Below are 24,476 nucleotides of genomic sequence, written 5' to 3' on the forward strand. Positions count from 1 at the left end.
GGCTCTTTGGCATGCTCACTTCAACGACGCCCCGCTTTCCTAACTCCTCCTGATACTATCGATTGAGCCTGGCTTGCGCCGCTCGAGGCTGCGTTAGCGCTCCCTCTGCCCATGTTGCCAATTGCCCCAGTGATCGCTGATGAAAAATTGAACCCTACCATTCCCAAAAGGCCAGTAAATACAGCAGGGATTAGTATGTAGCTCATCCTTGAAATCCATTTCAAAACACTTAATGCAAGACTATCATCACTCGACATATTACTTCCTAAGCTGCTGATCCCATTTGCAGCTGCTAGCGCATCTTCGTTTAAGCTTGTGTCGGAAAACCCAGAGATTAACGAGCTTATCAAGTAGTTGTCGATGTACTCTGCTAACTCAAATAAGTAGCCCCAAAAAATCACTGAAAAAAGTATCACCGTTATTCCCAGTACCTTTCCAATATCAAAAAGCATAAAGTTCATGAGTAATGGCAAGAACATGACAAATAACATGATGATCAATGCCTGGATTACGGGTGCTGCTGCGCGATAGGTATTGGCCTCGGCTCTGTTCGGTATAGACTTGAAGAAGATTCCCCCATAGGCGACGATGTCTGAGAGCGTATCAAGGCTTTGATTCATAAAGCTTTTCTGTTGTTCGTAATTTTTACTGAGTCCATTTGTGAGCTTGGCATCGTTCTTTAAGGCTAGCAGGAGTATGTAGTCATCAAGACTTGCGGTAGAGGTCATTCCTGTCGCGTTCGCAGCCCAGTATTCTAGCCATTTAAGCCAATCGCTATTTTCTTCCGTTTTGATGTGATCAAGAGTTCGCTCACGAAGCCCGTTCTCAATACCACTAGCTGAGTACTGCTCTGACCACCATTCGTGACAGAAAGGAATCCAGCGGTCTCCGGTTTGCTCTTTGGAAGCCGCTGGTCCATCAACTGTCTCCCTCCAAAAGAGATGCTCGTTGGGTGTCGATGAACGCTCACTGGGATAATACTGCGCCTGCGTTAAAAATAACCTAGAGCCTAGCCAGCTTATGTCCTGCTCAACGTTACTGATGGTGTTAGGTATCGTGAAGCTTGGGTCCTTGCTGTCCTTCAAATACGTGACGACCGCTTTTTTCCAGCAGTCATCCTGAAACTGTTCTAATTCACGTAGAAGCTTGGGGTCTTTGATTTTTGCGTTTGATATTCCTGAAGTCATCAATCTAAAGTCGGGATTGCAGGGAAGTTCCATCTTTAAACTGTAGGCCACGGCATTTGATAGATTGGAAACCACGTACCACCATAATGGAATATTAATAACACTGCCGTTGATTGTGCTCATGAAACGGTTTGATGCGTTACCTGCTGTGTTGCCTGCATCATCAAAGATGGTTTCTTCTGTCTTTTTATCGATGAGGTTAATGTCTGTTCCGGCAGGCTCGCAGTAAACATCATTAAATACCATTTTTGTCGGTTGTAGGGTTACCAGTGGCTGAGCGGCAATAATCATCACTGCCAGCATTGTGTAGATGCGGATTTCGAGCGCTTTAACAAAATCACCGGTTTTATGCTCTTCCCGTTCTGACCCTTTAATCAGTGTTTGAATGATAGCAACGGCGAACGGCGCTAATACCAATCCTGTGCCGGTTAACAGTCCCCACAGTGCATCGTACATATACCATCCGAGCATTGTGGTATACAGCTCAATTATGCTTCCAACGGGCATTGTTAGGCTCCCATCAATTTAAAGATATTGAACCCAACCAATATTTCATAGATCACAATGATACTTAGCATCGACTTTCTTGATTGCACAATTCGATGCTCTGGTACATCAGTTTTAAATGATTTCACAATGCTTTTCCATTTAACATAAAGCCCAATATAAAGCCCTAGGCGTAGTAACACGAAAGCAAGTGACTGGTTGGCGTTGAATGCAGAGATGGCTTTTACGCTCTCTGGAGCTACAATGCCGAATGAAATAACTAATGCCGTCAGTAGCGCAATAATCCCATATATCAACCACTTTATGCTTTTTAAGCGCCGTACGTTATTCATCTTTCATTGCTCCAGCTTTAAGTCCATTTAACTCCGTCGTGGGATTTCGAATTTCATGAAGCTCTGGGGTGCTTTTCCTTGCGCTTGTGAGCTGATTAAGATTGAGCGCGGTTTGGCTCATTAGCTTTTTACGGACCTCGCTTTCGAACATGATGTTATTAATTTCATCATCGAGTACACCTTTGGCATCTCGCAGGCTAGTCATCGCTTCTTCGTTGGCCATAACGTTAGGCTCCTGCATTCCTACTTTTAGAATATCTCTTGCGGTCAATGCTTTTGAGATAACTGACATCATTGAAATGTCACTAATCAACTTTTGTGTAAATATTTCGCGCTCGTAATCTTCTAAGCGTTTGATTGATCGAACCATGTAATCTGTCATCACAAAGCCCATAGATGGCACGCTTACGGAATTAAGTTCTTCAAGCGAGGGGTTGGCACTATTTAAGACACTATTCATCTTAGAGCTGATTTCGTCTTTCTCTTCAACAAGTTTCAGACGAAGCCCTTGACCCATTGTTGTCTTTAATCGATCACACTCTTTACACATTGACACTTCTCGCTCCCCGACTACCGATACCGTCCAGTCTCTAGCCGATTCCACATTCTGAAAAACCATCGAGGGATTATCCATTCCTGCTCCGAGGGGGTTACCACCACCGACGATCGCGCCGCTGCCAGGATCGGTAATATGGGTGTAGCCCTTAGTAGTAACTTCTGAAATGACTTGTATTGGATCTGTATCTTTGCCTGCACGCTGTTCGCCATCTATCCATGTGATTCCGTGCTCGCCAGCTTCTTCATCAATGATCTGGTCGGCTTTGATGGGGTTGTCACCATCATCAGATGCTCTTGCCCATGCGCCAGACTTCCCATATGAAATCCAGCCAGAGGAGGGGTCACGCTTAGCGTTGAGATCATTCTGATAGTCGCGGCACGATTTCATTGCAACTTGGAATTTTTGCTGCAAATCTTTAGCTCCATTCATTACAAAATCGTATAATGTTGGATAAGCCTCCTGTACCTTTGATAGCCCCCAGCTTTGCAGCATACTCGGAGCTGAATCTACTAAGTTATCCGCGAGGCCGTAAATGTTTTCTTGAATATCACTGAAAGAATCGCTAATTGACCCTCTAGGATCAAAACTACATCCCCTAAACAGCCGCCAGTCTGCTCCAACGCCAAAATTAAAATTCGTGCGATTTGTTTGGCGGTATGCGAGATAACTATCACCACCGCCCATCTCGTAAAACCAATTATCAGCGCCGATGGGGCGTAATACTTCTTGGCTGTATGCCTGTGATACTGCGCCCAATTGAGCGGTTAGCACAGCGATAGAGCATAGTTTGGTTAATGTTTTCATTCTTTAATTTCCGTTCAATTAATGATTAATGTCTGCCGGCTTCATGGCCACGACCATTGCCGCCGTAATCACCATCGATAACTACGCGTTCAATAAAAATTTCGCCTTCTTCTTTGCAGCATTCATAGCGCCGCCAGAGTACCCACGCATATTTTTGATTTGGGTATTCGCGACCGTTAATCCATGATGCGTTACGGGGTAGTGGAGCCGCGTCTGTATCGACATGTTCCGATGGGTAAATTTGTTGAAATCGATTTTCCCAGTCATCGACCTTAACGGGATCTGGTGGCCAGCATTTGTTTCCGCAGTCGTTACCAGGGGGAAAGAATACATGGACACTAAATCCGCCAGTCACAATTTCTGATGCTCGTTCAGCAACTACCAGCGCGGACATGGCGTCATGAGGGAGGCTTGTCCATCCTGTACGCGGGTATATCGGCCCCCAGTAATGGGGTAGGCGACTCATGCGGGGGAAACCCAGTAAAGCTTGCGGATAAAGCTGCTCTACAATTGGTGCTTCCCATGCAGGGTCTTTGTCGCTCACGTAATGAGGAAAATACGGAATCTTTTCTACCGATTTACAGGACCACGAAAATGAATCCCCTATTTGGTTATAAATGGGGATTGCTGGGTTGGTGATAATATCAACGTGTTTAAAATCCAAATTGGTATCAATTTCGTTCGTACCAACATAGGTATCATTTTTCTCTGTCTGTATTGCGCCATTTTCCCGCTTCACTATTCCGCCCATTTCGGGATAGGGCGATTGATTGCTATAAGCAGTGACGACGAAATCGGGTAAGAAGTTTTTAACGAGTGCAGAGGTTCTAACCGTTGCGCTAGGTGGTATTACTTCAATATCGAGCCAGAAACAAACGCCCATTAAAGACCAATCGAAGCAATCATCACACTTCAATGTTTCTTCTATAATGCTCCAAGTATCCTCATCTTCATCAGGCAATTCACAATGCCCATGTTGTATTATCTTTCCAGTTAATATTGTTCGTCTTCCTCTAGTATACGTACCCCCTTGCTGTTCACAGTTCGCTTCTTGCGCTAATTCATTTGCTACCCACTCAGCATGTGTATCAAACGCGAATATTTGAGGCGAGATAAATAGAAAAATTACTATGGTGATAATACGTATCATTTTGTATTCTCCATAAAACGGCTCCACTCCTGTAACGCAAGCTCAATATCTGTCGTACCGTAAATCACGTAACTCCCTTTATCGAAAACAATTGCTGGAATTTTTGACAGTTGATATTTCGAGACGAGCATTAGTGGATACCTTACTCTCATAACCTGCTGTTTATAGCTTTGAAAATCTTTTGAATTGAGCCATTCATAAGCGGCATCTTTCGATGCTTCTACGCTACCGCGTTTGAAAGTTGGTGCGTTCTGCCTCATATAGGTGATTTCGTCTAGGTCATACGCGATGATTTTCATATTTGTAATGAGTGGTGTTAAAACTTCACCATCCGCAAATATTTCAACGCTCATTGGCTCGGCCGTTGCGACTCTTGAGGTTAAGAGTAAGGCCATGATTGCGCTAAATACTTTCATTTATTCGAAAACCTCCATTACCACTTTTTTCTTATGTTTCTTGCGCAATGGCGCTGCATTTGGGTCACCGCCGGCTGCACGGATTTCGGGTTCAAAATACTTAAGGTTTTCTCTGCCTGTTGCCGGCGCTATATGCCAAGGGAGCACCTTCTGGTTAACCACAAAGCAGAACTCCTCCCCTTTATTAATTCGCTCCACTAGCGCTGGTACGTTGTTTTCTCCGCGTTTAATAATTGCTACAACCGCCATAACCTCGCTCCTTTTAAAGTGAGTTTGAGAGCATTTTTTCTGCGTGCTTACGCCGTTCCTCAAATAGCATTTCGCCGATCATTTCCGCTGCACGGGTCTCAGTGACGCCGTGTTTTTTAACCATGCGATAGCGATCTTGTTTTTCATCTTTGTTGGTCATGGCGAGAGCCAGGCATAGTGCAGGTTGCACAATGCGGAATAAGCCCTGAACGTTATCACTCATGACAACGCCCTCCGTGTACGCACGTGACTGTTTGCGGGTACTGAGCATCATGGTTCGCTGATCCTCAGTGATCGATCGCGTAGCCTCGATATTCGTTAAGTCCTCGTTCTCGATTTTTAGGCACATCCACCACTCGAACATCGCGAGCATTTTCTTGGACTCGCCGACGTAATCTTCCATGTTTTGCGTGGCTTGCCAGAGCCACAACCCCATGCGCCGGCCGAGCAGCTTCGAAACCACAATGAGGTATTTCGCGAGCAGTGGGTTACACGTAATGACGTGTGCTTCGTCGGTTAAATTGATTGTCGGGCGCCCATCACGTTGTGTTCGCTGTGCGCGATCGATCACTTGGTTAATGATTGAGATATAGGCAACGGATAGTTTATCGTTAGTGTCATTGCTGCTGGCTAATTGGCCCATCTCGATACGGATATAGTCCGCGTCCGGTAGTGTTTCCCCCGGGCGGTTAAATAACTCCCCAGCAAAACCATCTGTAAACAAATCCATTGCCTGCGCCATTTCATTAATTCTTTGCGCTTGGCTTGGATACTGTTTAGTTAGTTCTCGTAAATTACGAATTACATCTTCGGTTAATAAATCTTCTTTATCGTTTCGTCGCGCTTCGCTAGCGGCATTGAGAATAGCCGATTTTAAAAAGCTAATTTCTGAACGACGCATGAATTGCTCTTCTTTTGCTTCCCCACCGGTGACCATCAGTCGAGCAATAATCAACATCTCGCCGAGAATATCGCGCTTCACATCATCAAGCTCAATCGAACCGTCATCGGCTTCGTCGATCTCTTCTTCTCCGATCAAAACCTCTTCGATAGTCGAATCGTATTGAAGAATGTTGCCGTGTTTATCAACGAGGGATAGGGCGGGCTTGTACGGCGCGATCGATGGGGCAACGCCAGGCCTGAAAACAATATCAACAGTCGTTTTTCCCCAGGCCTTGAGCCAATTGCTAAGGAGTCCAAAAGAGTTACCAGCTTCAACGACAACCCACCGTGGGTTATGGATTGCAGTGATAATCATCTGTAGCAGCACTAATGTTGCTGATTTACCGGCTCCAGTAGGGCCGAGTAAAAATAAGTGTGCGTTCTTAAGGCGGTCAGGCCCGAGGGGGTCAAAGCAAAAGCCCTCACCGCCACGGTTTGAGGCGACAATACAGGGGTTTCCTGATCCAGTGCTGCGCCCGTAGAAGGGTAATAAGTTGGCAAGATGATCGGTGTAGATAATGCGTTGGCGAAGCTCCACTTGATCGAGCGAAACATCATAAGCGCACGGCAGCATGCGAATATAACGATCTAGCCGGAAGTGGTCATACTCGGGGTCGATGACTTTGAGGTGATTCTTCTGCAGAAGTAAGTCGGCAGAAACAATTCGATCATCCATATCTTCATCGTCTCGTCCGCGCAGCGCGATGCACATGGCATAGGGGTACAGCTTGTGGTTGTTGAGTAGCTTTCGCTCAGCAAGTTTAATCTCGTCTCGCGTTTTTCTCGCTTCTGCTGAGTCTCCCGTTGCATTTTTCTTGAGCTTTGATAAATGCGTACGGATTTCAGACTGGGGTTTAATTACATAGGTAATGCAGATAATTGAGCCTTCAGGCAAGTCATCAATAAAGCAACTTGTTTGCGCGTTCGCACCGGTCATCTCTTCACGGCTAGCGTAGTGTTCAGCTGTCAGCTGCCCGATCTCTGGAATTCGATCCATACGCTCAATGGATACCACGGTGTGCGGCATGCCATCGAAGTACCAATTCTGAGTCTCTTTATTGGATTCAATATTGCCACTGCATAGCGCAGCGCTTAGATCGAATTCTGCAGTGCGCTCTTCCGGTTTAATGTACGGGTTTTGCTTTAACCACGCATCGCGGTCGCCGTTGGTGATTTTGGGGTTGGGGTTCATCCACCGGAACAGGAAATTCCAAATATTCTCACCGTCTAGTCGTTCACAGCGCATATTCGCAGCCATCATCATTTCGCTCAATCTTTTACACTGCGTATCGAGCTCCGTTTCGGCAGTCATCTTTTTTCGGCGTTTAATGGCGTGAGTAAAGCGGCGATAGAACACGATGTGGACCTTTCGCTTTGAACCTCCCCAGGGCCGCTTTGTTAGGTCATCAATAAATATCCCTTGACCACTCGACATCTGCTCGACGTGAGGCCGGTAGACATTGTTAATGAAGTGTTCTGTGTAGGGCTCAATTTCCGCATCTCTGTCTGCGTGAACTTTTTTCGCATACGCGAGCATTTCATCAGGCAGCTCCCGAAAAATTGCGGTGTCGCACCACGAAAATATTTGTACGGTCCAGGGCGAAACCCCTAGCTCTTCAAAGGTGCCCGTTACAAACCGATTGATACCATCTCGGATGGATTTTAAATGTGCCTCCGAGCGTGCTTCTGTGGCCACCGGCGTAACGTCAAAAACGGCAGCCACGCTTTTGCCGTCTTCGAGTAAAATTTTATTGTTATCGACGATATCGAGCCACGGTAATTTACCGGTGATTGACGGTTTCTTTTTGTAGCCCTTTTTAGCATCGTCATTCGTGTAGGGCTTATCTCCCGTTAAGGGCGATCCTTTTAAGAAAAAATCACTTAATACAGCGTTGATACCCATTATTGCTCCCAAGGATCAAAGTGAAAGGTTGTTTTAAAGTAATCACGCAATGCGCTGGAGGCGCGTGTTTTATTGGCAATCGCTCTTTGAACTTCGGCGCTAGGACAGCCGATCGTCGTGGCGATGGTGCTGAGCGTTGTGCCGATCCACTGTCCCATCATTGACGTGGTATAAGTGGTCGGAACGTGCAAGGACCGATGGGCCTCAAAAAGCGCTTTTAACGTGGCTTTTGTAGGATTTTGGTTGCCTGCTTGTGCCGCAAATGCAAAGTGGTCAAACCCCGTAAAAGCACACAGTTTTTTACGTTGTGTTGTAGTCGGCGCATCGCTTCCACTGATAAGGCCATTGAACGGGTATCTCTCATAATTCACGTGTTGTGCGCAATCACCCTTGGTTTTATTGACGAGTCGTAAAGCGAGCATGAACGTAATACGCGACGGCACGCGATGCTTTTCATGCAGTGTGTACAGGCTCTCCAGTTGCGAGGGAGTCCATGCCGCCGTATCGGCAACGAGCAGGTCACGAGTCGCGTCCCACGGGTCTATTCCTAAAGCCTCGGATACGTGACGCTTAAGTGACTCAGAGGGATTTTGAACGCCTTTTAACGCGTTATAGAGTGTATTTCTGTTATGGCCGCTTTTACGCGCCACGTCGCCAAGCGATACATCGAGAGCCTGGCTTAGCATGGTAACGACGTGGTGAAGCCCAATGCCCTTGGCAACGCAAAACCTAAGCACCTCTTTGCATTCATTGTGTGTCATTGATCCGCACCGTTATGTGTCATAAAATTGGGAAGCAGCCCGCCCTATTGCTTCGGAAAAGCGGAGGCGAGTAGGGTTGTTTGACACAGCTTTTACCCTTATGTCGACAGTGATCAGCTGTCGGGTGGCTCTTGGCCATGCTGTAGCTACGCAGTCCCCTAAGTAGCACCTTTTATCGGTGTCCTGATCACACCGGCTGTTGTCTGACAGTCTCAGAACAAGCAACGTTTGCGGGCTGCTCCCCAAACCTTTTGCCTCCCAATAAAGAAAGGCGTTCATTTTCCAGCTATCCGTTGTTCACCGAAATGCGGCGTTTTCAACTTGCATCAATGATGCTTAATTACGGAAACGCTGAATACCGTTTAATTGTTGTTGCTGTGTACAATAAGCTTGGCCCGACCGAGCTTAGTGTCCTACCGTTTTTTATGAGCCGATGCGCGAAACGCTTGGGTTCGGGCATCTTGCTCACGTTTGCGCTGTGCCTTTAATTGCTCATCCTCTAGCTGGGCAGCGCGTTCACGATCTTGCTGGTCTAGAGCTTCATCAATAACTGCATTTCGGCGAATGGTATCCACTGTTTCCCCTGGTAATGCGTAGTGCGTTTTTTCATACATCGTGAAGCGTGTAATGTAGGCAGGGATGGGCGCGCCCGAGGCGCCGACCGCATGTGGGCGTACGAACATAAACAATTCGGGGTTCGGTAGCTTAGGGAATAAATGCCTTACACGCTCTGGGTGCGGTGGAAATCCCGTCATCGCGCTTCGACTTTCTGCGTCCCGCATGTTGAGCGTTCGTTTTCTTCGCTCGTAATTATTTGCTTTGTCACCACCGGCGTAGTGGGCGTAAATGCTTTCCATATCTTGTCCGCGGTCCTCTACGACTTTATCGATTGAAGATGCACACCCTGCTGTCAGCGACATTGCAAGTATCGACGCAAGTATTGCGCTTGCTTTAATCCAATAATTTTTCATGTGAGCCCCGATTGTTATGTGAATAGACCAGCTTTCTCGCATTGCTGTGATAGTCGATAAGGAGATCTGATGTTATGTGGAGTACTACTTCTGCCCCAGGCTGGACGACAATTGCGTCAAAGGTGTCGCGGTTACGTGACATGTAAAATTCATTAACGGTCCCTACAGCGTCTGCGGCCATACGATTGGCTTCGAACTTCCCTACATCGCCGGTTACCGTACTATTGCTACCACCGGCGATATCTCTTCTATTGGTCACTTCCGATTCGGCTCTTGCGTTAAAGTAGCTTCCTGCGAGACCTAATATTCCGACTGTTGTAATTTTCTGAGGTGCATCGGTAACGCGCTGTCCTGTGATGCACGGAACGCCCATTTTGTTGCTGATGTAGCCAATAGAGTTCTTATTTTTCGACCCCCCGATAGGGTTTAATGAGCTAATCGCTGACGTTTTTCCGTTGCTCGACTCTAGGTGCTGAACGCGCCCATCTTGAAATGTGAAGGTTGCGGCCGTCAGTGCCACTGACGCGCATGAAAGATTCCAGTTACCGGTCGCAATTCCCTCAAATACAATGCCGTCTAATCCTGGAATATTGAGGCCATTAGTTGCCAGGTTATTATTTCCAACAATGATTTTTACCGGGAAGGGATCTTTCAGTTTATCGCCGATCGGCACTCGACCAATCATCGCCGTCATTGCTACGGCATCGAGTAAAGTTGAGCGTGCGGGTATCGTATAGTGTGGGGTGATCTCATCCACTTCGATGATTTCGTCTAGTCCACTGAGTCCCGATTTCGACGGCTCGTCTGCCGTTGGCTCCGGTGACTCGAAGTTAATAGACGGAGAGGCAGTGTTGGATATTACCGGTACGCTGGCGTACCCGCTTAATTTCCGGTAACTCGGGGCATGATCTTGAGCTTTCCCATATCCCTTACTCTTCCCCGCTGAGCCGGTACTACCATCCCAGCCTAAATCTCCATCGGTAAACTCATAACCGTTGGCCGACGTGGTTTCAAACTTTTGTTGTTGTTGGATGAATTGCGAGGTTAGGTTTTTAAGCTCACCTGACATCTCGCCGAATTTATTCATGGCTAGATCAATCCGGTTGTCGCCTTTGGCCGTGCCGTTACTGCGCTCTAAACTTTCTAAACGATCATTAATCAATGCGTTTTGTGTTTGTAATTCTTTCACCCTTTTTTGTGAGGCTTCATAGCGAGCATTGGTTTGTTTCATCGTTTCGACAATCGTGTCGCCCTCGATGGCGACAGGTGTGACTTTCGTTTTTGGGTCTTCCTGTTTTGAGTCTTCCTGTTGGGTAACGGTGTTTTGAGTTTTGGGGGCGGGCTCGTTGAATTTATTGATCACGACAATAACGACAAACACTATGATTAGGCCTAGGCCACCCCATACCAGTTTATTAGTACGCATAACCATCCTCCATTACCGCCTCGCTAAATGGGATGTCTGATACGAGATAAAGCGTCGTTCTATCGTCAAAAGTGCCGGCCTCTGACAAATACTGGTGTTGCGGCGTAATGTGTGTAAAGTTTCCGCGCACTCGCTCAGGGTTCACTGGCACGACCATGGCGCTTTTATTGATGATGAGTACCGCTGTGATGTAATGTCCATAGCCATTCCATTGCCCGATAACTTCAACGCCATAGGTTTCACCGAGTGCGCTTTGGAGCAGTGGAAAATCCTCTGGGAGCTCGGGCGTTTCTAAGAGTCCGATATTGCTGTCACTCGGCAATAATCTATCTGGGGCATATAGTGATTGCGCGACATAACGTGTCAGCACAAGCTCTGCAGGGTCACTAAGTTCGGGTATTACATCTTTAGGTTTATTGCTATTGTTTAACAGCACGCGCCGTGGGTCTTCAATGATGATGTCGTTGGTCAATCCTTTTTCCGATGCCATCAAGTCAATGACATAAACATCCTGACCATCATCGGTCGTGACGATAATCCGTGATTTCTCGAAAGGCGCTGTTGCTTTCCAATAAATGATTTGCCTATTTGGTGCTAGTGCTTGCAGCTTTTGAGTCGTTGCCAGTGGCACTTGGATATTTACCGCTGTTGGAAATATGACTCTAACTTCTTCATTCACTTTAATGTTTATTGTCAGCGGCTTATTGTCCCAAACCTTGACCGTTTCTGTCTCGGCCTTAGCTACTGAACCTAGCCCAAGACCAATTATTAGCACGGCTACAAAGTGAGTTATTTTCATAGTGTCTTTACCTCATTCTCTGTGATCCGTTCTGGCTCACTGTAGAAACCATCAAGCGCTTGGCCAAAATGATTGCAATTTCGATTGTCCGGTACTACTCGAAGTGGATATTTGATATGCACGTTTTTCACTTCTGAGCTATCAATTCGCTCGACGATATGCATGTATAAGTAAGTCACGAATGTGCTGCCGCCTAGCTCTTTGACAAAAGACTCTTTAAATGCAACATCTGATGTCATTGTTCGTGTTCGGTCTAATTCTCCATTAGCCGATTTTTCTGCTTTAATCTTGTCTAACTGTTTTTTGAATGCCGGCGTGAAATAGCACTCATAGGTTTTTATCCTTGCAGGCAGGTCTACCTTTCCACTCACTTTCCAATCATTCACTTCACGCCAAATGTGATGTGCAAATACATAACTTGATGATGATTGATATTCACCAGGCTTAACGCGCGCGCCATGCGATAGGTCGGGTGGCACTTGAACTGTAAACATGTTTTGCTTGAGACCTATTAAAGTCAGCAGCCCTGCAATAATTGCAACTAAAACAAGGCCGCCCATTCGCAATGTCCAAATGTGCGAATCGCGCGATGAGATACCATTACGTTGATCAGCCACGTCGAGCTCCTCTGCCGTAGCGTTTTGAATCGAGCAGGAATGGCTTGCTCGATAAACCGGCACTTAATTTTGTTAGAAATAGTTTTTCGGCTAACCATCCTTCATAATATTTTTGCCTGAGTCCCTGGATCATATTCAATGCTAGGTAAGTAACTCCTACGATTGAAATTAGACCCAGCACGGCACCCACAAAGAAACCGAAAATAATCATTAGAAATATAAAAATTGCGATTCCAATGACCGAAGAAAATAGGGCGCTTACCGTGATCTCACGCATTGTGCAATCCATGAAAACAACGGGCTCAGAATTGATGGCCTCTGCCAAACGGTCATTGGAATCCATAGTCCTCTCCTTATGCTAAGTAAGCAGTCAACCAGCCGACAAAGACAACGACGAATAAGAGCCCGCCAATGGATGCCACCACTTTACCGACAATATCGCCAATGGCTGTTTCTTCATCGCGTCGTACCTTGTTGAATTCTTTTATGACAGTTTTTAACACTGTAAAGGCCATGAAAATCACAAAAATCCATGAGGCGAATAAGAATAAATATTTGATGATGGCTAAAAACATATCTAGCGGTGACGAGCTCTCATTGACGCCTGGTAGTGTGACCTTTGGTACTTTAAATCCATTTTCTGCGTCCTGCGCTGCGGCCGAAGTAGATAGCGCGGTCATATTTAGCATCACGAATGGCTTTAGTGTTGCCGTGTTGACCTTGTCTTTAAGGTTTGAATAAAGTGAAGTAAGTGTTTTCATTTTTTTTGCTCCTAGAATCCTAAAAAAATACCTAGTATCAGCAATACCGCGAATAGTCGGAGGATATGCATGATCAGGTCTTGTGGTGTGTAGTCCGCTCCGTCTTTTTGAGATTCTTTGATCCCATTATTTACTGCTTTAAAAATAACGATCGCCATGAGGCAGACAATCATAATCACGAACACGCCAGCCAGTTTTGTGGGTGAACCGAAATACAACTTGAAGGCTTCTATCGTGTTGTCGTTCATAACATCTCGCTTAGCGCGTGTAATGTTTCTTGAGGGGGTTTACTCGGCGCGGCGAGCGCTTAGGTGTATTCGCGTGACGTTCGATTGCCGTTTGTATCTCGGTTAGATCTGCGTCAATGTTTGCGTAGTCAGCGCGGATTCGTGACTTTTTGTTCCTCGCTTGTTCTGCTTTTGCTAAAAGTGATTTGATGTATTCCAATTCAGAGGCCGCTTTTATGAGCAATGCGCGCTCAGACTCAGAAGCGTTATCACTCGCGATTGCCGAGGGAACGCCTAGTGACAGGGGGATGGCGATACACGCCGCTATTAGAATTTTCACTGCTGTATTTCCTCTTTAGTGATAACAATGGGGTAGACAGATACGCCGAATATCTCTGCGATATCATCGGTATTTAAGACGTAGAGTTTTAGCGGTTTAGCGGCAATTGACATTTCTCGGAACGCGTCGCCATTGGGAACATTTGTCAGTAATCCACGGACAATGCCTTGCTCTTGGAGGACGGCTTTGTTTTTAATAATCCATCCTTTTGATGCTGTGTCGGCTCCTAATACAAAGAAGGGGTTGATGCCTTGCTTGCCGTGCTTAATTGGTGCAGCAAGTTTTCCTACACTCATTCTTTCGGATACCATTGGAAAAACATAAGCATCAAATGCAATGAGCTCTTTCGTAGGTACTCGCATTGATTTTGCGAGCTTTCTAATATCCTCTCCGCTTGGGATTCCGCTTGGGCGTGTATTGCCGAAGTCTTTAATGACAATGGGTTCTGCTTTAGTAACATCTGCGATCAAAATTAGAATCAATGCAAAGGCCATGATTTTCATAAAATATCTCCATACATCGTGCATTGCGCTGAAATCTCCCGACACTTCATAAACACCAGGGCGCGGTACGGGGCGGCATACTCTTCTTTGGAGGGGTGGTGGTATCGGCCTGCGGCCACCCACCAGTTGGGGCGCCCATTACGGGATGTGACATCAAACTCACTAGATAGAATTTGAGCCGCATACTCCAAATTGACTCTTGGATTTAACAATGCCGTTGGGTCACTGAATTTGTGGCCATGTGCCGGTAAGTAAATTTGCCCTAAACCTACTGCGATACGATTTTCATAATTCATGAATTCGATTAACGCCGCTTTGGCTTCTGCCTTACTGCGGTATCGATACGCTTTGTGTGCGACATTCAGTGTCCATGGCCATGGGTGATAGGTTCCGTTTCTCGACTCACCGCTTTCTTGAAGAATTACGCTATAAAATACTTCGACAGGAACACCATATTTTTCGGCGACGACCCCATAGGCTCTTGGTATTTCGCCATATGCCGACGCACTTAATATCGCGATTACAAAAAACTTAATCACAAGGCTAACCTCACAAAGCCTTCTTCGGTTTTAACATACGCCACTGGAATGCTGGCAAATGCGACCGGTATCGTACTCAGTTGATTAAAGTTACCTTTGTCATAATTGAGTGTTATCTGTTTTGCTTGTACTCGGTCAACCGGAATGTTCGCGTTACTTGCCCATTCAAAAACCTGTTCTTGGCTCACGTCATCCATCACGTACACATCGATTTTTGTTCCTGAACTTAATAGGCGATTCATCATGGATTTACAGCGTGCATCACAGGCCTTGGCATACGTGAAAAATGCCACTGCATCTTTTGGTCCTAGGTTATCGGCTACTGGTCGACGCCCTTTGATAAATGCAGCATATTTCGCATGAATAACTTCTCGCTCATTGTTATAAATCTGCTGATAATTGAGTACCGCATCTTCTCTCCACTGATCGAGCTTTGCCTCCAATCGCGCATAGCGACGCTTCTCTTCGATATTCGTGGCATAAATTGACAGCAGCTGTAGGGGAGTGGCTTCGTTTCCCCATGATCCCCATGCCGTTTTAGCTTTAATTGTTTCGTATGTAGTCCATTCTTGTTCCGTGAGGCCCCAGTTCTCCCAAGTGTTTGTTTTGACTTCATCAAGCCCGTTAAATAGTTGGTTAAACTCCTGAACCTTTAGGCGCGCGACAGCTGTACCCTCAGCTTGCGCTAGGCCGGATAGGCACGCGATGATCATTAATAAAGCTTTCATTGGTAGGCTCATAAAGCGAGTTGGCGTTCACGGCCAGCGACTTCAAAAATAGCGCTGCGACCATCGAGTCGAATAAACTTCCAGCCATTCCATTCATCACCGTTGCGTAGTAATGGTGATACTTCTCCTTTAGTTGAAGCGAGGTTAACCAAACCGTAATCACCTTGGGAGCGTATCGATACGAGACTCATTGGCTGAATGACAGCCCGTCTCTGTGCTACTGGTTTTGTTTTGACTACCGATTTTTTCTTGCTTTCTTTTATTGCGATCCATTGCTTTTCAATTTCTATGAGTCTCAATTCGAGTTGGTCGACGCGCTCGCTCGAGAGTGTGATCTTCCCGTTGTTTTGGTCACTACGCTCCTCGATATACATTTTCAAGTTATGAAGGCTGTCTTCAAAACTTTTCGCTGTTTCCTCATTTGTTTTTACACTCCCTGTCACCTCGGAAATACTATTTGTGTTGAGCGCAACAGCATCTTCGATACCTTTGAAGCGATCGTCCTCGGGCTTAAATACCGTGTAACCCACAAAAACCATTAGCGTTATATTGGTGATTACAAAAAACCCTTTAAAAGCTGTTTCAAGGTGTCGTTTTTTATTCGCTTTATATTCGCCAATAGTTTCTGATTCGTCGGACACCTCTTGCTCGTACTGCTGGGTGAGTTCAGGTGGTAAAGTGGTTGATTCCATAGCCGTTTCCTACAAAAATTTCTTGAACGTTGATGCAGTGATAAATATCGCTAGTCCGGTGATGAACATGGCTGGTAAAAAAATCACAGTAGGGTGTATCGAGATCGGTATTGTTAAATACAAGACAAACGCCAATATCATCGATGGTCCTACCCATCGTTTAGCGTGGTGATAGATTGTTGCTGATTCTTTGCCACCGCAGCTTTTGCGTATTTCTCTCTCTGTTAGTCCATCCATTCCAGCGAGCAATGACACTAAAATGAATCCACTTATCGAGCTAATACACATGGCAAGGCGCACTGAGAATATGAAAAACACATTGATCATCGATTGCAGTAACGACCCTATGACATTCATCACCGACGAGCTTGAGTTGGCCGCTGAATAGGCCAATCCACCAATTCCGCTCCACGTCATAAAGTCTCGTGTATAGCTCGCTAATTGCGCGGCGAGATCACCGGGATAAATATTGAGAAAAAAGTTCTTATTGAAGTCCGATAAGTATTCGATTTCTTTATTCAGTACTAACTGTGAATGATCGAGGTCCCACCAAAAAACTATGCCAACCCACTCGATAAGGATTGATCCAATTACGGCGTAAAGCGCCCACATCGACATACTCCACGCTCGACCCACAGTGGCCCCAAAGAGCCTTTCTATAACCCCGCGACGTTTTACTTCTCTTGGTTGCTTTCGTTGTGCCATTACGCGGCCATCCTTAAATCAATGTCCGGCAACTCTGCCCACTTCAAATCCTCGACGACTTTTCTGTTGTTATTCATTTGTTCATACATAAAGCTAAGGCCTTCGGGCAACTCAGATTCATCGTTGAACAGTGGCAAGCGTATTTTGTGGAGTTTTCCGCCAAGCCGCGCGAAGGCTTGCCCTTTCGGTAAATCCATCAGGTCTGCTGTCGTAATTGTTTTGACGTACTGCGATGTAATGCGTTGCTCGTTTCGTGATGTGAAATCAGTCTCGCTATCGGGGTTGGTGTCATCTGTTACGCCAGATACATTCGTTAGCTGATTGACTTCCACATCGCGGAGCTGACTTGTGAGCAGTTCGGCTGTCGCTTCTTCTTTCACGCGAAGCATGACTAGGCTACCCAAGTTACCAATGACCTGGCCGGCTTTCGCATCGTCACCAAAGCGCGCTTTAATGTCGCTGAGTGTTTGCGTGTACACCGTGAGCTGGAAGTTTGCGCCACCACCTTTGTTAGCCAGTGGAATAAACTCTTTACCCACAAGCTCATTGAACTCATCGGCATGCACGCAGATTTTTCGTTTCTTGATAAGTGAAACCATGTCTTCGGGTAGGCCTTTAGTTAGCCCGCCTTTATAGATGGAGCCGGCGCGACTGGTCAGGTCTGAGAACATGGAGTTGCCAACGGCTTGGGCGACTTCGGCGTCGCTCAATGCGTCGAGCCCGACATACACAATGCCGCCGGTGCGAATAATCGAATCCCAATCGAAAATTTTGCGTGGATCATTGGTGTCGGTGTAGTTCGGTGAGAGTAATTCGGCGGTGGGGCCAGAGGTTAATTTTTCTAGTAGCGGGAATAGGCTGGCGACTAACTTGTCATAGAAGGACTTTTCGTATTCAAACGTTTTAATTAGTGCGTGCGCAGTGGCGTCCACAAGACCGGATTCTTTGTAGAGTCGTGCTGTCGCCCAAGCTTTGCGATCGCGTGATGCTGACTCTCTTCCTTGTTTAATTTCTGGGTTGTCTACGATGTTTTGAACCGCGATTCGCCAATCCGCAATATTGCGAGCATTAAGAGTAACTTGCGCTTCGGGCTTATCGAGTAAGTACTCCAGATATTCTTTCAGTAGTGGATCAATGTCGGCGCCGTACAGCAGCAAATTATCGTATGTGATTGTTTTGCCCAGGCTCGTTAAGGCTTTTGACATTACATTGACATAACGCCACGTAAATTCTCGGAAAGCTGCTGATGCGCCTTCGCCTGGTAATTGGCTCGCAATTCGACTTGCCGGCTCGGTGATTCGACCAAACGTGCCGACTGGATTGTATCGTGCTGAAAATTCGGGAAAACCGAGGTGGAAGCAGTAGAATTGATGGAGCCGACCCGCTTTTTTGGCTTCGACATACATGCGTTTTAGAAGGTCCGCGTCCCCTTTGGGGTCAAACACAATTACGACTTCGTCGTTATGTATATCTTGTGTAACGAGAACTTCCGCAAGTCGGGTCTTTCCGACGCGGGTCGTCCCAACCACAAACATGTGAGCTACGCGCTCGCCCTGTTTAACGGTGACTATACCCTCTTTTTCCCAGAGTCCGACCGCGTGAATTTCGGGAACCCCTTCCACATATGGTATTGGCGCGACTGGGTTTGCCCAGCTTTTAATGCTTGTCAGTGCCGCCAATTGCGTTAACAATAACAGCTGCTTAACGCGTTTATTAATTCCGGTTTTCGCTACCCAGGCTTCAAACCCTCGGGCTATTTTATAGGCGATCTTACTATTTCGGTCTTTATGATAATCAAACTCGATGCGGTCAACGTCTGTTCGTCGTTGCGTGTGTCGGGCGCGCCACTCGAACCCTTTTCCTAGGTAGAGTTCCTTTTTCGAGACCGGTATATCACTGCTCGCAATCTCAAATGGCGGTAGTACGCGCAGCTCATATTGATATTTTAATAAACGACATCCCCAATAGAGCCTATAGATTCCTCTCGCTGAAAATGCGAGGGCGAGTGCCCATGATACGGCCGGTGTGCTGACAGCCCCCAGCAATACAGAGCTGGATAGGACACTCAGAGTTGCGGCCAACAGGTACGCTATGCCCACGGGGATTTCGTGTGCTGGACGTAATAACTGCTGAATGGGGTATTTGCTCATGCTCATGACCCGAGATCATAAAGAGCGCAATATTTTGTGCAGCAATCAAACCGTACACGGTCTGTACAATTAAATTGCTGTAATGAAAGAAAATAGGCTAGATACTAAAGAAAGCTAATGGGCTTACCCTTCGGAAATGGTGGCCTTCAATCCCTAAAAGACGGGATTTTTGGCCACCAGCAAAAAGGTTAACAGTTAATGGGTTTTTAAGAGTTAATAAAAAACATAATGGGGAAAGGGCTTTTAAGGGAAAAAGGCTAAACCCCAAAAAAGCTAAATTCAAAAGCAAAAAGGTACTCACATGTCCGATTTCAATGCATCACTCACTACCGTTCTCGATAAATTGCAAAAGGGTTGTTGGCAAGAACCCCTTCAAAATCTTGCCAATAATTTCGATCACTATCCCACGCCAGAGTTCGATATACGCGAAGAGCTTCTCAGCATGCTCTGGGGTTTTACTGAGGCTCACGAGGCTGATCCTCAAATTCCGCTTTCAACTTTCGTGGCGATTCGTTTACCCAAATTAACGTCTTGGACATTACGTGCCACCAATATTGCAGGAGATCAGCACAAAACATGGGACCCGCTCAGTCAGCCGTTCATTGAATTTAAAGACAGCTCAACACATACAACCCAAGCTACTTCCGCTCACCCCGCTGAAGATATTATTAAGCGCTGGTCTCGCGACAACCTAAAATAAGCGAGCTCCCTTTGACACTTGATATATCGGCATTACCGATTCTCAAATACGCTGATCTTTGCCAGCGGTTATCGATCAATCCTGAGCTACATGAGTGGCGCTCATTAGTTGGACTCGATTCGAATGTTTTTGATCACTTAATTAAAGCGGCATTCTCTCAGTATGCTGAATCCATCCAGCTAGCCCCAGCTTCTGAGTCTCACCACCATTGTGGCCCTGGTGGCTTGTTAACCCATACTTATGAGGTCATCACACTAGCCCTCAAAATGCGATCCGGAATTAAATTACCGATCGGGGCCAGCATTAGTGAGATTGAGCATAAGCAGCACCTTTGGACTTATGGTGTTTTTGCCGGCTGCCTTCTTCACGATATCGGCAAGTTACTCACCTCGATACGCATTCAGCTTAACCTCGAAAATGGCACTCAACGCTGGTGGACTCCGCACGATAAAGCGTTGACGGCATTTACAGATGCGAAGTCTTACAGCATCAAATTTGTGAAGGTTCAGTACCACATGCACACCTACATTGGCCCAACGCTATTTGATATTTTGCCGCGTATGGCGCGGGCTTGGTTGGCGAATGAAGCAGAGCTCATGAAGCAGATTTGCGCGCATCTGCGCGGTGATCGCTATGAGTCTGGCATTATTGGTGACCTCGCTGAGCGTGCAGATATGGAGTCCACGCGTGCGAACTTACAGCTTCCTATGCCAAGCAAGCGCTTTAGTCGTGCTTTACCGCTTATCGATCGTTATTTGGGTTTTATTCGCGACTGGGTCGCCGATGGTTCAATTCGCATGAATGTGAATGGTGGAATGGGTTGGTGTGATCAGGAAGGTCATATCTATTTTGTGTGCCGCTCGCTTGCGGAAAAAATCATTAGCAAGTGTGACGAATTGGGGATAAATGATACTCCGCGTGAAGTGGTAAGGATTTATGACATCCTCCAAGAGCATGGCTACGCCTTGCCAACATCGGATGGCAAGGCGGTATGGACGATTACAGCTGTTGGCAGTGATTTTAGGCACGCATTTACATGCCTAAAATTTGAAGCGCGGAGGCTTACTGTGCCGACCCGTCCAATTAAACCGTTTTCGGGTGAAATACTGATAGGCAAAATTCCTCCACCGGTCAAACCGGCAGAGGTTGCACCAGCAACTGAAAATGAAAATATAGCGGCCAGCGGAGCTGAAAATAAACAAGCCGCGCAGAGCGCGGATGAAGCTGTAGGCACAGATAAAATCAGCGAGGACGCTGAAAATAAAACATCATCGGCAGAAAATAGTAATGCGGCTTCAGGCCGCAGTGAAGCTGTAGGCACGGAAGCTGAAAAAGAAACACAAGAAACTGCCATTGAACCTGAAACAATGGCAGAAGAAGCTGCACCTGCAGCTGACGAAAAAGACAATCCCCCCCCCAAACCAAGCTTGGTATTCGCTGCAGCGAATAAGCGGCGTCAGCCGCCCGAGCCAGAGGCTGAAAGAAAAGCCGAAGGCAAGAAACCACCTGAAGCTGCTCCTGCAGCTGAAAAGAAAATATTAGAAGCTGCAAGCAATGAAGCTGAGCCAGAGGTGGTAGAAACTGCGAGTGATACTGTAAATGAGGTTTCAGAAGTTGTTACGAAGCCGACGGAAGAGCAGTTGGAACTTGAGGTAATGGACTCCGTTGGGCAAGCGCCGACGACTGAAGCAAAACTGTTTTCAGAGCAAAAAGACGTGGAGGCACCGCAAGGTAAGGCTGAGGGAAGTGATGTTATTAGCTCAGTTGTTGATCGTTCACGTGATGGGCACGCTGTTTACCAAGGTTTAGATTCGAGTGACCCACAAATAGCTAGCAAATTCGTGAATTGGCTTCGAACGAATTTAATTGAAAAGACAATCATCATTAATGATGTTAAGGCGGTAGTGCATATTGTCCCTGAGGGCGTGTTTATTTTGGCTCCATCGGTTTTCAAGATGTTTTGCACCAAGCATGGATTGCCTGAGGACGCCCACGCGAAAATTAGTAAAAAGTTTGATCGCAAGAGTTACCACATTAAGGCTGATAAGGGATTAAATATCCATGCGTACTGGGTGGTGGGTAAGTCACGACACTCAAAGATACAGGGGCGGCTAATACCTTTCTCTGTAATATATGGTGATGACTACCCCATCCCAAAGCCTAATACATTCATTTACAAAACAATTCCACAAAGCACTTAATGCATACAAAGAATTCATGGCAAAATATCCCTAGCTCATGACTCGATGCAATAGGACACTGACGTCATTAACGTTGCATTTGAGGAGGTTTGTGAGCAAGTAAAAGGGGTATTAATATGTATTTTGAAGAGCTTGCAGCTGAATACTGCGATTTAAACGTATTCAATGAAGAAACACGCATTACCATAATCCGAATTGGGCGATTGTTTGATATCAGGGCGATGTGCTCAGTTGAGGAATACTCGGTTCGTGATATTGCTCAATTTAAGCGGATCACATTGGCTAACGCTAAAACCGTGACATATAACGGTTATTTGCGTTATCTGCGCATTATTGGCGACTATGCCGTCGCGCAAGGCTATGCCGAGAGTAACCATTTCCGTACTGTTAAGACCGGACCGGTGCCCGCCGGTGTATCCAAATCTTTGTCAGATAACGACCTTTGGCAGCTCCTTAGTCATCTAGATGATAATAAGCAGCGGTATGACCCTGTGTGGTTTTGGCTCGCGGTTATTAAGACCTTATATTTCACTGGCATGAGGCGCCGACAGCTCGTCAGTCTCCGTGTAAGTGACCTTGATTTTGAACTTATGGTTATCAAGCTATCTCATCAAGGCTCTAAGACGTATCGGGAGTGGTCAATACCAATGCATTCAGTCTTAGTGGGCGTGTTTCAGGAAGTGATGACGAAATCCTCATCAGTCTTGGATCGCCCCCTTGCTCCAAGCGATCCTCTTTTTAACGTGTGCTGGCACAACGGCCGCTATAAGCCGTGTGAGCAAGTGGCGGGGCAAATGAGAGCCCGAGCGATCACGGATTTCTTTAAGAGAGTTAATAAAAATACTGGGTTGAACATCGGTGCGCACAAGTTTCGGCATACTGTCGCTACGCGACTGTGCAATCCCGCCGAAGGTGCGCCTGATATTTTTGCTGTACAGCAGATATTGGGACACACAATGATTTCGACGACGCGTCGGTATGTTTCGATGTCATCGGGGCGTTTAACAAAGGTTCTGGGGGAAATGAATTTACCAAATTTAGCTCAGAAGGTCTTGACGCGCTAAAAAATGGAAACCATTATAGGGGAGTGTCGATCATAAGATCGGCCAGCCATAACAAAACTAAACGAGCGTGAGAAAAAAGACCTAATTTCCTAAGCTATTTTGGGTGGCAACTCCAGCGCATCTTAGCACACGACAAAACTGTTACCGTTGCTCCCTTCCGGGCCTGGCGGAGTTCACAGCGAGTCGTTGCAAAGAGACCGGAGTCACCATAGTAGCAACTTCAAAATTACAGCCTTAAAACATGATGGTGGCTAGGGGGAGACTTGAACTCCCGACCCCAGCATTATGAGTGCTGTGCTCTAACCAACTGAGCTACCTAGCCATCAAGTTCTTCATCGGGTTGACCCCGCGAAGGGCGCACATTTTCACTACTTGGTTATGTAAAGTCAAGCGCCAGCTCTTAAAAATACGCAAAATAGTTTTGGAGGCTAAGTTGTTCTTTTTGGTATCACTTTCGCAGACTTGCTCTGTGGCGATTTCCCTTCACATTAGGGCGTTAATGGGCTATGGACAAGTCTCCCTTCATTACGGTAAATCTGGTAATATTGCGCCCCTTTTAGGTGAAGGTGGTTTAACCATGGCGCGCACAGTACGAGTGAAAATCTGCGGTATTACCTCGGTTGCCGATGCGCAAGTGGTTTGTGATGCAGGAGCGCAGGCGTTAGGGATTGTGTTTTACCCGCCAAGTCCGCGTTATGTGGCTGACCTAGCGGTTGCGCGCGACATTGCGCAGGCGGCCGGGCCATTTGTATCGGTAGTGGGTCTTTTTGTAAATCCAGATCCTAAGTACATAGAGCAAGTATTGCGAGAAGTGCCATTAAATTTACTGCAGTTTCACGGTGATGAAACGCCTGAAACTTGCGAGCGTTACGCCCGTCCATATATTAAAGCGCTACGTATGAAACCCGAAACCGATATTGCAGGGCTTGCCAATCAATATGTTGGTGCGCGAGGCATACTGCTGGATGCATACCGTAAAGGGGTGCCTGGCGGGACGGGGGAAACGTTCGATTGGAACGCTATTCCTCGGGATATTGTAAAGCCGTTGATATTGGCGGGCGGCTTGGCCCCTGCGAATGTGGCTGATGCGATTGCGAGTGTCGCGCCTTGGGCAGTCGATGTGAGCGGCGGTGTAGAAGCCAGCCCCGGCAAAAAAGACGAAAGCCTAATCAAACAATTTATGGCGAATGTCGCTAACTAAATATTGTGTGCTTTGCACCCTAAGCACACCCAATTGAGGGAT

The 24,476-nt window shown here is 46.5% G+C and carries 26 protein-coding genes, 1 tRNA gene and 1 other RNA gene; 4 read left to right on the top strand and 24 right to left on the bottom strand.

Annotated features, from left to right (window positions below):
- Positions 1-20 precede the first annotated feature (20 nt).
- The 22 genes from MARGE09_RS10200 to traD all read right to left on the bottom strand — a co-directional run bounded on the left by MARGE09_RS10200 (position 21) and on the right by traD (position 19,268).
- Positions 21-1,694 carry a conjugal transfer protein TraG N-terminal domain-containing protein gene (locus MARGE09_RS10200; RefSeq protein ID WP_255711970.1) on the bottom strand — a complete coding sequence of 558 codons (1,674 nt, stop codon included), beginning with the start codon at positions 1,692-1,694 and terminating at the stop codon, positions 21-23.
- Between the two features lie 2 nt (positions 1,695-1,696).
- On the bottom strand, positions 1,697-2,026 hold the full coding sequence (locus MARGE09_RS10205) for a hypothetical protein (protein ID WP_236987229.1): 330 nt from the start codon (positions 2,024-2,026) through the stop codon (positions 1,697-1,699).
- Positions 2,019-3,389, bottom strand: coding sequence for a hypothetical protein (locus MARGE09_RS10210; protein ID WP_236987230.1), 1,371 nt, complete (start codon positions 3,387-3,389; stop codon positions 2,019-2,021). The genes MARGE09_RS10205 and MARGE09_RS10210 overlap by 8 nt, the downstream gene beginning before the upstream one ends.
- 25 nt (positions 3,390-3,414) lie before the next feature.
- Entirely contained in the window at positions 3,415-4,350 is a 936-nt protein-coding gene (locus tag MARGE09_RS10215; protein WP_236987231.1) for a TIGR03756 family integrating conjugative element protein, read from the bottom strand.
- Between the two features lie 185 nt (positions 4,351-4,535).
- Positions 4,536-4,955, bottom strand: coding sequence for a DUF1525 domain-containing protein (locus tag MARGE09_RS10220; RefSeq protein WP_236987232.1), 420 nt, complete (start codon positions 4,953-4,955; stop codon positions 4,536-4,538).
- Positions 4,956-5,204, bottom strand: a complete 249-nt coding sequence (locus tag MARGE09_RS10225; protein ID WP_236987233.1) for a hypothetical protein — start codon at positions 5,202-5,204, stop codon at positions 4,956-4,958. It abuts the gene before it with no gap.
- Between the two features lie 13 nt (positions 5,205-5,217).
- Positions 5,218-8,049 (bottom strand): conjugative transfer ATPase, encoded by a 2,832-nt coding sequence (locus tag MARGE09_RS10230; RefSeq protein WP_236987234.1) that lies wholly within the window; start codon positions 8,047-8,049, stop codon positions 5,218-5,220.
- The gene (locus tag MARGE09_RS10235; protein WP_236987235.1) at positions 8,049-8,810 is read right to left on the bottom strand and encodes a hypothetical protein; all 762 of its coding nucleotides are present in this window, start codon (positions 8,808-8,810) and stop codon (positions 8,049-8,051) included. Before MARGE09_RS10235 ends, MARGE09_RS10230 begins: the two co-directional genes overlap by 1 nt.
- Positions 8,811-9,223: 413 nt before the next feature.
- Positions 9,224-9,781, bottom strand: coding sequence for a TIGR03751 family conjugal transfer lipoprotein (locus tag MARGE09_RS10240; RefSeq protein WP_236987236.1), 558 nt, complete (start codon positions 9,779-9,781; stop codon positions 9,224-9,226).
- Entirely contained in the window at positions 9,762-11,207 is a 1,446-nt protein-coding gene (locus MARGE09_RS10245; RefSeq protein ID WP_236987237.1) for a TIGR03752 family integrating conjugative element protein, read from the bottom strand. Before MARGE09_RS10245 ends, MARGE09_RS10240 begins: the two co-directional genes overlap by 20 nt.
- Positions 11,197-12,006: a DUF3438 family protein gene (locus MARGE09_RS10250; RefSeq protein WP_236987238.1), complete on the bottom strand. Its 810-nt coding sequence runs from the start codon at positions 12,004-12,006 to the stop codon at positions 11,197-11,199. The genes MARGE09_RS10245 and MARGE09_RS10250 overlap by 11 nt, the downstream gene beginning before the upstream one ends.
- Positions 12,003-12,623, bottom strand: a complete 621-nt coding sequence (locus tag MARGE09_RS10255; protein WP_236987239.1) for a DUF2895 family protein — start codon at positions 12,621-12,623, stop codon at positions 12,003-12,005. The genes MARGE09_RS10250 and MARGE09_RS10255 overlap by 4 nt, the downstream gene beginning before the upstream one ends.
- Complete coding sequence (locus MARGE09_RS10260; RefSeq protein WP_236987240.1) at positions 12,616-12,966, bottom strand: DUF3487 family protein; 351 nt, start codon at positions 12,964-12,966, stop codon at positions 12,616-12,618. Before MARGE09_RS10260 ends, MARGE09_RS10255 begins: the two co-directional genes overlap by 8 nt.
- 10 nt (positions 12,967-12,976) lie before the next feature.
- Positions 12,977-13,384 (bottom strand): hypothetical protein, encoded by a 408-nt coding sequence (locus MARGE09_RS10265; protein ID WP_236987241.1) that lies wholly within the window; start codon positions 13,382-13,384, stop codon positions 12,977-12,979.
- Between the two features lie 11 nt (positions 13,385-13,395).
- Positions 13,396-13,632 carry a hypothetical protein gene (locus MARGE09_RS10270; protein WP_236987242.1) on the bottom strand — a complete coding sequence of 79 codons (237 nt, stop codon included), beginning with the start codon at positions 13,630-13,632 and terminating at the stop codon, positions 13,396-13,398.
- A 10-nt stretch (positions 13,633-13,642) separates the two neighbouring features.
- On the bottom strand, positions 13,643-13,951 hold the full coding sequence (locus MARGE09_RS10275; protein WP_236987243.1) for an integrative conjugative element protein, RAQPRD family: 309 nt from the start codon (positions 13,949-13,951) through the stop codon (positions 13,643-13,645).
- Positions 13,948-14,454, bottom strand: coding sequence for a PFL_4695 family integrating conjugative element protein (locus tag MARGE09_RS10280; protein ID WP_236987244.1), 507 nt, complete (start codon positions 14,452-14,454; stop codon positions 13,948-13,950). The genes MARGE09_RS10275 and MARGE09_RS10280 overlap by 4 nt, the downstream gene beginning before the upstream one ends.
- The gene (locus tag MARGE09_RS10285) at positions 14,451-14,993 is read right to left on the bottom strand and encodes a lysozyme family protein (protein ID WP_236987245.1); all 543 of its coding nucleotides are present in this window, start codon (positions 14,991-14,993) and stop codon (positions 14,451-14,453) included. Before MARGE09_RS10285 ends, MARGE09_RS10280 begins: the two co-directional genes overlap by 4 nt.
- Positions 14,990-15,721, bottom strand: a complete 732-nt coding sequence (locus tag MARGE09_RS10290; protein WP_236987246.1) for a hypothetical protein — start codon at positions 15,719-15,721, stop codon at positions 14,990-14,992. Before MARGE09_RS10290 ends, MARGE09_RS10285 begins: the two co-directional genes overlap by 4 nt.
- A gap of 8 nt (positions 15,722-15,729) precedes the next feature.
- Entirely contained in the window at positions 15,730-16,413 is a 684-nt protein-coding gene (locus MARGE09_RS10295) for a hypothetical protein (RefSeq protein WP_236987247.1), read from the bottom strand.
- A gap of 9 nt (positions 16,414-16,422) precedes the next feature.
- Positions 16,423-17,118: a TIGR03747 family integrating conjugative element membrane protein gene (locus MARGE09_RS10300; RefSeq protein ID WP_255711972.1), complete on the bottom strand. Its 696-nt coding sequence runs from the start codon at positions 17,116-17,118 to the stop codon at positions 16,423-16,425.
- Positions 17,118-19,268, bottom strand: a complete 2,151-nt coding sequence (gene traD, locus MARGE09_RS10305; protein ID WP_236987249.1) for a type IV conjugative transfer system coupling protein TraD — start codon at positions 19,266-19,268, stop codon at positions 17,118-17,120. The genes MARGE09_RS10300 and traD overlap by 1 nt, the downstream gene beginning before the upstream one ends.
- A 301-nt stretch (positions 19,269-19,569) precedes the next feature.
- Here traD and MARGE09_RS10310 point away from each other — a divergent pair, with 301 nt between their 5' ends.
- From MARGE09_RS10310 to MARGE09_RS10320, 3 genes are all read left to right on the top strand, one after another.
- On the top strand, positions 19,570-19,968 hold the full coding sequence (locus MARGE09_RS10310) for a hypothetical protein (RefSeq protein ID WP_236987250.1): 399 nt from the start codon (positions 19,570-19,572) through the stop codon (positions 19,966-19,968).
- Between the two features lie 11 nt (positions 19,969-19,979).
- Positions 19,980-22,169: a MobH family relaxase gene (gene mobH / locus MARGE09_RS10315; protein ID WP_236987251.1), complete on the top strand. Its 2,190-nt coding sequence runs from the start codon at positions 19,980-19,982 to the stop codon at positions 22,167-22,169.
- A 116-nt stretch (positions 22,170-22,285) separates the two neighbouring features.
- Entirely contained in the window at positions 22,286-23,233 is a 948-nt protein-coding gene (locus MARGE09_RS10320; protein ID WP_236987252.1) for a tyrosine-type recombinase/integrase, read from the top strand.
- Positions 23,234-23,340: 107 nt separating this feature from the next.
- On the opposite strand, the gene ffs is transcribed toward MARGE09_RS10320, so the two are convergent.
- Positions 23,341-23,436, bottom strand: an RNA gene (ffs, locus tag MARGE09_RS10325) — signal recognition particle sRNA small type.
- 42 nt (positions 23,437-23,478) lie between these two features.
- Positions 23,479-23,555 (bottom strand) — tRNA-Met (locus MARGE09_RS10330).
- Between the two features lie 255 nt (positions 23,556-23,810).
- On the opposite strand from MARGE09_RS10330, the gene MARGE09_RS10335 reads away from it, so the two are divergent.
- Positions 23,811-24,434, top strand: a complete 624-nt coding sequence (locus tag MARGE09_RS10335; RefSeq protein ID WP_236987253.1) for a phosphoribosylanthranilate isomerase — start codon at positions 23,811-23,813, stop codon at positions 24,432-24,434.
- Positions 24,435-24,476 lie beyond the last annotated feature (42 nt).

It is taken from the genome of Marinagarivorans cellulosilyticus (assembly GCF_021655555.1).
Classification (GTDB): domain Bacteria; phylum Pseudomonadota; class Gammaproteobacteria; order Pseudomonadales; family Cellvibrionaceae; genus Marinagarivorans; species Marinagarivorans cellulosilyticus.